Here is an 8,462-nt window from a genome sequence, read left to right as displayed (position 1 = left end):
CCGGTCTTCGCGCCCAGCCAGCCGGTCGTGCAACAGACCCCGCCGACCCCGGAGCCGCAGCCTGAAGCGCCCGCCGCGCAGGAAAGCCGCGCTGCCCCGGCCGCGCCGGCGCTGCGCCGCGCGGAAGTCCGCCAGTCTGAACCTGCTTCTGAACCTACCCCGGCACCTGCTCCGACCCCTGTCGCGGCCGAACGCACCGAAGCGCCGGCACCCGTAGCCCCGGCCGCAACGCCGGCTCCGGAACCCGCCGCCGTCACCCCGGTTGCCGAACCGGCCCCGACTGCCGCGCCGGCCGAACAGCCCTCGGCCCTGATCGATCCGGCGCTGCTGCTGGCGCTGGGTGGTGGTTCGCTGCTGCTGGTCGGCCTTGGCGCCACCGCCGTCGTCCGTCGCCGCCGCCAGCGTGTCGAAGCCGAGCGTGAAGCGATTACGCCGATCGAAACCGGCCCGGCCCCGGCACCGATGCCTCTCGCACCGGCTGCTGCGTCTGTAGCTCCGATTGCTGCGCGCACCCCGCTGGCTGCTGCCACGGCACCCACCAGCGATGTCGAAGCGATGGTCGCCGCTGCCCCCAGCCGCGACAATCCCTTCCTGACCCAGCGCAACCGCCGTCGCCGCGCTCATTTCCTGCTCGCGCAGCGGCAGGCGCTCCGCACGGCCGATCCGGTCGCCCGCGCCGCGCCGGTCGCAACCCCGGCCAGCGCCGCGGCTACCAATCGCAGCCAGACCGTCTATCGCTTCGGCAGCGACCGCGCCCGTCCGGGCCTGTTCAAGCCGCGCACCAGCTGATCGACGCCCTGAGTTGACAATGAAGGGGACGTTGGCCCGTCATCGTCCCCTTTGTCTTGTCTGTCCTACAATCCGCTTTGCCTGATAGAAGCAGGGGCAGGGGAGAGCATCGCGCTTTCCGATAGGATCAGCGTCCAGCAAGATTATGTCAAAATCTGCGGGAAATATGGGAAGTTAAGGCCCGCAGCTTCCAACAGGCACCCCCGCGCTGTTGCGCTTGCCCCTCCCGCCTGTTACCGGCGCGCGGTTTATATCCCACGCCATCATTGGCCTGCAGAAGAGTCGCCCACCATGTCCGACAAGATCAATCGTATCGTCCTCGCCTTTTCGGGCGGCCTCGACACCAGCGTGATCCTGAAATGGCTGCAGCAGACCTATCAGTGCGAAGTCGTCACCTTCACCGCCGATCTCGGCCAGGGCGAGGAACTGGAACCCGCCCGTGCCAAGGCCCGCCTGATGGGCGTCAAGGAAGAGCATATCTTCATCGACGACCTGCGAGAGGAATTCGTGAAGGATTATGTCTTCCCGATGATGCGCGGCAATGCGCTCTATGAAGGCCTCTACCTGCTTGGCACCTCGATCGCCCGTCCGTTGATCGCCAAGCGCCAGATCGAGATCGCCAAGAAGCTGGGCGCCGACGCCGTCAGCCATGGCGCGACCGGCAAGGGCAATGACCAGGTCCGTTTCGAGCTGGGCTATTACGCCCTGCAGCCCGACATCAAGGTGATCGCCCCCTGGCGCGAATGGGATCTGACCAGCCGCACCAAGCTGATCGAATTCGCCGAACAGCACCAGATCCCGATCCCGCGCGACAAGCGTGGCGAAAGCCCCTTCTCGACCGACGCGAACATGCTGCACACCTCGTCCGAGGGCAAGGTGCTGGAAGATCCGTGGGAGGAAACCCCCGACTTCGTCTATTCGCGCACGGTCAACCCGGAAGACGCGCCCGACGCGCCCGAATATATCACGGTCGATTTCGAGCGTGGCGACGGCGTCGCGATCAACGGCATCGCCATGTCGCCCGCGACCCTGCTCGAAACCCTCAACGACTATGGCCGCAAGCATGGCATTGGCCGTCTTGACCTGGTCGAGAACCGCTTCGTGGGCATGAAGTCGCGCGGCATGTATGAAACGCCGGGCGGCACCATCTATCACCTCGCCCATCGCGGCATCGAGCAGATCACGCTCGACCGTGGCGCTGCCCATCTGAAGGATGAGCTGGCCCCCAAATATGCCGAGCTGATCTATAACGGCTTCTGGTTCTCGCCCGAGCGCGAGATGCTCCAGGCGGCGATCGACCACAGCCAGGAAAAGGTGACCGGCACGGTTCGCCTCAAGCTCTACAAGGGCGGCGTCTATGTCGTCGGCCGCAAGTCGCCCTACACGCTCTACAGCGAGAAGGTCGTGACCTTCGAGGACGACGCCGGCGCCTATGACCAGCGCGACGCGGAGGGCTTCATCAAATTGAATGCGCTCCGCCTGCGCCTGCTGGGTCGCCGCGACGGGCTTTGATTTAGTGCGGCATTGATGTTTCGGGAAAGGCCCCGGTCCGCACATAGGCGGGCCGGGGCCTTTCTCTTTCCTTCCCGATACAAATTGCGACAAACTATTGGGTGACATGACAAAGTTGCGGGACAAGTCTTGCCGATAAGCGACGTCAAGGATGGTCGACACGCCATCCACGACTGAACTTGGAAGGAAAGACCCAATGCTCCGCAATTTCTTCGCCACCGTCGCGGTTGGTTCGCTGTTCGTCGGCGGTCTGGCGGCGTCGCACCTCGCTTTCGCGCAGGATGGTGGTCCGGGGCCGCGCGGCATGCGCGGTGGTCCCATGATGATGGCTGACGCCAACAAGGATGGCACCATCACCAAGGCGGAACTGACCGCCTCGCTCGAAGCTCGCTTTGCCCAGCTCGACGCGAACAAGGATGGCAAGCTGACCAAGGAGGATCGTGACATCCGCCGCCAGCAGCGTCTGGACGAACGCTTCGCCGCGCTCGACAGCGACAAGAATGGCCAGATCAGCAAGGCCGAGTTCCAGGCCGGTCATCAGCCGCGCGCCGATCGCGGCCCGGAAGCCGGCAAGCCGGGCGGCCCCGACGGCAAGCGCTGGGGCGGGCGTGGCCATGGCGGTCCCGGCCGCGGCATGATGCACCGCGGTCCCGGCTTTGGTGACGCAGACAAGGACGGCACCATGACCAAGGCAGAGTTCATGGCCGGCCCGCTCGCCATGTTCGACAAGGCCGACGCCAACAAGGATGGCAAGGTCACGGCCGAGGAAATGAAGGCCGCCCGCCAGGCGATGCGTGGTCCGGGTCGCGGACATGATCGTGGTCCGGGTCGTGGCCCCGGCGCCGACCAGGCGCCGCCTCCGCCGCCGGCCAACTGATCGGCTGACAGAGCCGACGATCCGGAGCGGGGCTTTTCCCCCTAGCGCCCCGCTCCAGTCGATCGTCCCAAGGGGGAAGGGCGAAGGTTCCCCTGCCTTCGCCCTTCCAACCTGTCCCCCGGCATGACAGACAGGCAAAATGAGCGAACGTCCCCATCTCCTGCTCGTCGATGACGAGCGATCGATCCGCGAGCCGCTGGCCCAATATCTCTCCCGCAACGGCTTCCGCGTGACCGCGGTCGAGAATGCGGCGGAGGCGCGGCTGCGTCTGGCCGCCAACGCCATCGACCTTGTCATCCTCGACATCATGATGCCCGGAGAAGACGGCCTGTCGCTCTGCCGCCATATCCGCGAGACCAGCGAGATTCCGGTGATCCTGCTCACCGCTCGGTCGGAAGAGACCGATCGCATCGTCGGTCTGGAAATGGGCGCGGACGATTATGTGCTCAAACCCTTTTCGCCGCGCGAACTGGTCGCCCGCATCAAGGTGATCTTCCGCCGCGTCGCCACCGGCGGCCAGCGCGTCACCGCGCCCGACGGCGCCACCTATGCCTTTGCCGGCTGGCTCTTGAAGACGCAGGAACGCACCCTGGTCGATGCCGAAGGTGTGTCGCTGCCGCTCTCGACCGCCGAATATAATCTGATGCTCGCCTTCGCGACCCGGCCCAATCAGGTGCTCAGCCGCGACCAGCTGCTCGACATCACCCAGGGGCGTGAGGCGAACGCCTTCGACCGGGCGATCGACAACCAGATCAGCCGCCTGCGCAAGAAGATCGAGCCTGACGCCAAGAACCCCACGCTGATCAAGACCGTCTGGGGCGGCGGCTACACCCTGTCGTCGGAGGTTCGCAAACTGTGAAGCAACTGCGCCTCTGGCCGCAAAGCCTGGTCGGACAGATCATCATCCTGGTCGCGATCGCGCTGTTCGTGGCGCAGGCGATCAATTTCGGCCTGCTGCTGCGCGAACGCAATCGGGTCGAACTGACCAGCCAGACCGCGCCACTGGTCTATCGCGTCATCAATGCGCTCGACACCAGGCCGGATCGTGCCCCCGACCGCGATCATCCGCGCGCCAATCAGGATCGCGACCGGCGCAATATCGACTTCCTCGCCAGCCGCCCGACCCTGAGTGGCAAGCCGCGTCCCGATGTCGCGGCCCGCGCCGGCGCGATGTTCGACGATATCGGCCTCACCGTCCGCACGATCGAGGCGGCGGAGGACAGCCGCATCATGCCGCTGCGCCGCTGGGAACAGATACGCAGCCGCGCCACGGGGGAGGCGCCGCGCGACCATCGCGTCGGCCGGCTCACCCTCGCGGTCGAATATGAACCGGGCAAATGGCTGACGACCGAGGCCCGCATCGGCAGCCGCCCGCCGCGCTTTGGCGGCTGGCTGGTGGCCCAGACGCTGATCCTCTACGTCATCGTCCTCATTCCGCTGCTCTGGATGGGCCGCCGCTTCGCGCGCCCGCTCAAGCAGTTGACCGGCTCCGCCCGTCAGTTCGCGAAGACCGGTTCGGCCGACCCGGTCGAGGAAAGCGGGCCGGGCGACGTGCGCCAGCTTACCACCGCCTTCAACGCCATGCGCGCGCGCATCATCGCCATGCTGGACGAGAAGGACCGGATGCTGGGTGCGATCGGGCATGACCTGCGCACCCCGCTCGCATCGCTGCGGGTCCGCACCGAATCGGTCGATGACGAGGCCGAGCGCGCCCGCATGTCGGAGACGATCGAGGAAATGAACCGGATGCTCGACGACATCCTCTCGCTCGCCCGCGCCGGCCGCAGCAGCGAGACGGCGCAGAAGGTCGACCTGACCTCGCTTGCCGATGCCGTCGTGGAGGATTTCATCGAACTGGGTTCACCGGTCGACATGATCGACAGCGATCGCGCCGTTGCCTTCGTCCGCGCCCAGCAGATCCGCCGCGCGCTGCGCAACCTGATCGAAAATGCGATCGTCTATGGCGACCGCGCCCATGTCAGCGTCCAGCATCAGGACGGCATGATCCGCATCATCGTTGCCGACGAAGGGCCGGGCATTGCCGAGGACAAGATGGGCGAGATGATGGAGCCCTTCACCCGGCTCGAAGGCTCGCGCAACCGCGAGACCGGTGGCGCTGGCCTCGGCCTGGCCCTCGTCCGCGCGATCATGGCCGAACATGGCGGCGCGCTCCAGCTCGCCAACCGCCCCGGCGGCGGCCTCGAAGCCAGCCTCGTCCTCCCCGCCTGACTAGGCCATTCCTCCCCAAGCGCGCTTGGGGAGGGGGACCGCTCGCGTAGCGAGTGGTGGAGGGGCACAGGCCCGATGGCGCAGCGTCGGAAAAGCGCCGGCCCTAGCTCGCCAACGGCCGGATCATCGCCGGAGTCTCCACCGCGACCGGCGCCACCGGCGGCAGGTCGGGCAGCGCCTTGTCCACCGTCACCGGCTCGCCGCTTTCGACCAGCGCGATCGCCTCGGCCTCATTCGCCACCGCCGGCGGCGATCCGCGCAGCGGCATGCCCGCCGTCTCGCGCACCGTCAGCATGGTCAGCAGGCCGATCAGCGCCGCACCCATCAGATAATAGGCCGGCACCAGCGGATCGCCGGTCTTCTGCACCAGCCAGGCGGTGATCAGCGGCGTCGTGCCGCCGAATAGCGAGACCGAGATGTTGAACGCGATCGACAGCGCGCTGTAGCGCACCGGCGTATAGAAGAGCGCGGGCAGGGTGGAGGGCATCGAACTGGTGAAGCAGACCAGAGCAACCCCCAGCAGCATTAGCCCCAGGAAGATCAGCGCGTCATTGCCCGTGCCGATCAGCAGCATGCACGGGACCGACAACAGCATCAGCGCGACGCAGGCGCCGATGATCATCGGCCGCCGGCCCAGCCGGTCGCTGAACAGCCCGCCCACGACATTGAGCGGCATCATCACCAGCATCACGATGATGATCAGCAGCAGCCCCTTGGTCTCGGCATAGCCCATGGTCACGCTGAGATAATTGGGCATGTAGGTCAGCAGCATATAGTCGGTGACGTTGAACACCAGCACCAGCCCGACGCATTTCAACAGCTGCCGCCAATGCACGCGGAACAGGGTGCCGAGCCCCGGTCGCTCGCTTTCGCGCGCATCGATCTGTTCGCTATAGGCCTGGAATGCCGGCGTTTCCTCCAGCTTCAACCGCATATAGAGGCCAAGCAGGCCCAGCGGCCCGGCGACCAGGAAGGGAATGCGCCAGCCCCAGTCCAGCATCTGCGTCTCGCTCAGCGACATCTGCAGGGCGGTGACAGTGCCGGCGCCGGCGATATAACCGCCCAGCGTCCCGAACTCCAGCCAGCTGCCCATCAGGCCGCGCTTCCGGTCGGTCGAATATTCCGCGATGAAGGTCGCGGCGCCGCCATATTCGCCGCCGGTCGAAAAGCCCTGCACCAGCCGCGCGGCCAGCAGCATCAGCGGCGCGCCGATGCCGATCTGCGCATAGGAGGGGATGAGGCCGATGGAAAAGGTGCCGACCGCCATCAGGATCATGGTCATCGCCAATATCTTGTGCCGGCCATAGCGATCGCCCAGCGGCCCGAACACCAGTCCGCCCAGCGGCCGGACCAGAAAGGCGACGGTGAAGGTGGCGAAGGTCGCGATCAGCTGCACTGCCGGATCGCTCGACGGAAAGAAGACATGGCCCAGCGTAACGGCGATATAGCCGTAAACGCCGAAATCGAACCATTCCATGGCATTGCCCAGTGCTGCGGCGCCGACGGCGCGGTTCAGCAGGGACCGGTCGACGACGGTGACATCATCGACTTCCAGGTCGCGGCGGCGCTTGAACCAGCCGAAATGGGTGTGGCGCGCGGCATGCGCGGCAGATGTGGACACATTAATCTCCCGGCCCGTCCAGGCGGGCACGCGGGGCGCGCCTCACAGCCATCGGACAGGCAATGTCGGCCAATAATCAGGGCCTTAGAACGTTGCGACGCCGCATGGGGCATCAAGCGAGGAGGGCCCCATATAGGCAATCGCCCGCAAAAAGGTGCAACAAAGGGGCAGGCCGTGCCCGCATGGGGGTGAGCCGACCCCGGCCTGTCCTATTTGCGCATCATGGCTTATGCTGCGTCGCGATGGGATTTCGGCCGGACATGACGAAGCAGGGGTTGGAAACAAGATTTCCAACCCCTGCATCAAAATTGCCGAATGTGCGGGAAATATGGGAAGTTAAGGCGGCGATTTCCTATTTTGCCGCCCCGACTGTCCGACTCAATGCTTGCCCGGCTTGGACGATGTCCCGGCCGCCGTCGGATTGATCAGCGCCGCGCCGCTGGGCAGGCCGGTGCCGCCCATGTCCAGCTTCTGCGCCTGTTCCCGCGCGACCCGCTGCGGATCGTCCCGTTCCTTGATCGCCGCCTGGGTTTCGGGATCCTGGGTTTCATCCTCGTCGGCCGAGGCATTGCCGCCACGGGTCCAGCCCAGGATGACCGACATGCGCCGGTTGCGCGGATCATAGGCGTCACTCTTCACGAACGGTTCGCGATCGGCGACCCCCTCGATCCGGGCGAAGCGGGCATTGGGAATGCCGGTTTCGGCGAGCGCCTTGCGGGTCGATTCCGCACGGGCCGACGACAGCATCCAGTTGTTCATGCTCCGGCCCGACGCATAGGGCAGGCCATCGGTATGGCCGCGCACGATCAGCGGGTTGGGCATGGTCGCCAGTGCGTCGGCCACCTCGGCGATCAGCGCCTTGGCTTCGGGCAGCAACTGGTCGGTGCCCGACCGGAACATCGCGAAATCCGCCTCGTCGATCAGGTCGATGCGCAGCCCCTCGCGGGTTTCGGTGAAGCGGACATTCTTGCGCAGCCGGGCCAGGCCCTTCTTGGACATGCGGTCCTCAAGCTGCTTCTTGATATTCTCGAACTTCTGCCGGTCGGCCGCGCGCAGCGCCTTGCCGCCCTGGTCCTTGGTGCCGGTGGCGTCGCGCGGGATGGTGATGGCCAGATTGCCCTGACCGCCGGTGGTCGGGTAATTTTCCTTCGCCATCAGGCTGTCGCCGCCGAACATGCCGGTGGACCCGGCCGAATTCATCTTCAGCTCGACCAGTGTCGGCGTGAAATAGTCGGCCAGCGCCTTGCGCTGCTTTTCGGTGGTCGCGCCCAGCAGCCACATCAGCAGGAAGAAAGCCATCATCGCCGTCACGAAATCTGCATAGGCGACCTTCCAGGCGCCGCCATGATGGCCGCCATGACCATCGACGATGATCTTCTTGACGATGATCGGCCGGGGTTCGGGCTCGTTCGCGCCGCGCTTCTTCTCCGCCAT

At 65.8% G+C, this 8,462-nt stretch carries 7 protein-coding genes; 5 read left to right on the top strand and 2 right to left on the bottom strand.

The annotated features are described in order from the left end of the window. The 5 genes from A0U87_RS19410 to A0U87_RS19390 all read left to right on the top strand — a co-directional run. Positions 1-789 (top strand): hypothetical protein (locus A0U87_RS19410; RefSeq protein ID WP_137405894.1); only part of this gene is annotated, 789 nt, incomplete at its 5' end. Positions 790-1,080: 291 nt separating this feature from the next. After that, complete coding sequence (locus A0U87_RS19405) at positions 1,081-2,301, top strand: argininosuccinate synthase (RefSeq protein WP_122927870.1); 1,221 nt, start codon at positions 1,081-1,083, stop codon at positions 2,299-2,301. 196 nt (positions 2,302-2,497) lie between these two features. Further along, complete coding sequence (locus A0U87_RS19400) at positions 2,498-3,178, top strand: EF-hand domain-containing protein (RefSeq protein ID WP_048938687.1); 681 nt, start codon at positions 2,498-2,500, stop codon at positions 3,176-3,178. 139 nt (positions 3,179-3,317) lie between these two features. Next, positions 3,318-4,037, top strand: coding sequence for a response regulator (locus A0U87_RS19395; RefSeq protein WP_004208220.1), 720 nt, complete (start codon positions 3,318-3,320; stop codon positions 4,035-4,037). Beyond that, positions 4,034-5,407 carry an ATP-binding protein gene (locus tag A0U87_RS19390; RefSeq protein ID WP_048938688.1) on the top strand — a complete coding sequence of 458 codons (1,374 nt, stop codon included), beginning with the start codon at positions 4,034-4,036 and terminating at the stop codon, positions 5,405-5,407. Before A0U87_RS19395 ends, A0U87_RS19390 begins: the two co-directional genes overlap by 4 nt. A 103-nt stretch (positions 5,408-5,510) precedes the next feature. Here A0U87_RS19390 and proP read toward each other — a convergent pair whose 3' ends face one another. Together proP and A0U87_RS19380 are read right to left on the bottom strand one after the other, a co-directional pair. Continuing rightward, positions 5,511-7,028 (bottom strand): glycine betaine/L-proline transporter ProP, encoded by a 1,518-nt coding sequence (gene proP / locus A0U87_RS19385; protein ID WP_107917695.1) that lies wholly within the window; start codon positions 7,026-7,028, stop codon positions 5,511-5,513. 378 nt (positions 7,029-7,406) lie between these two features. Then, the gene (locus tag A0U87_RS19380) at positions 7,407-8,462 is read right to left on the bottom strand and encodes a flagellar motor protein MotB (protein WP_048938690.1); all 1,056 of its coding nucleotides are present in this window, start codon (positions 8,460-8,462) and stop codon (positions 7,407-7,409) included.

The organism is Sphingobium sp. MP9-4, assembly GCF_005281675.1.
GTDB classification, from domain to species: domain Bacteria; phylum Pseudomonadota; class Alphaproteobacteria; order Sphingomonadales; family Sphingomonadaceae; genus Sphingobium; species Sphingobium yanoikuyae.
The sequence above is the reverse complement of the archived record's forward strand: the minus strand, read 5'-3'. Positions and strand labels throughout refer to the sequence as shown.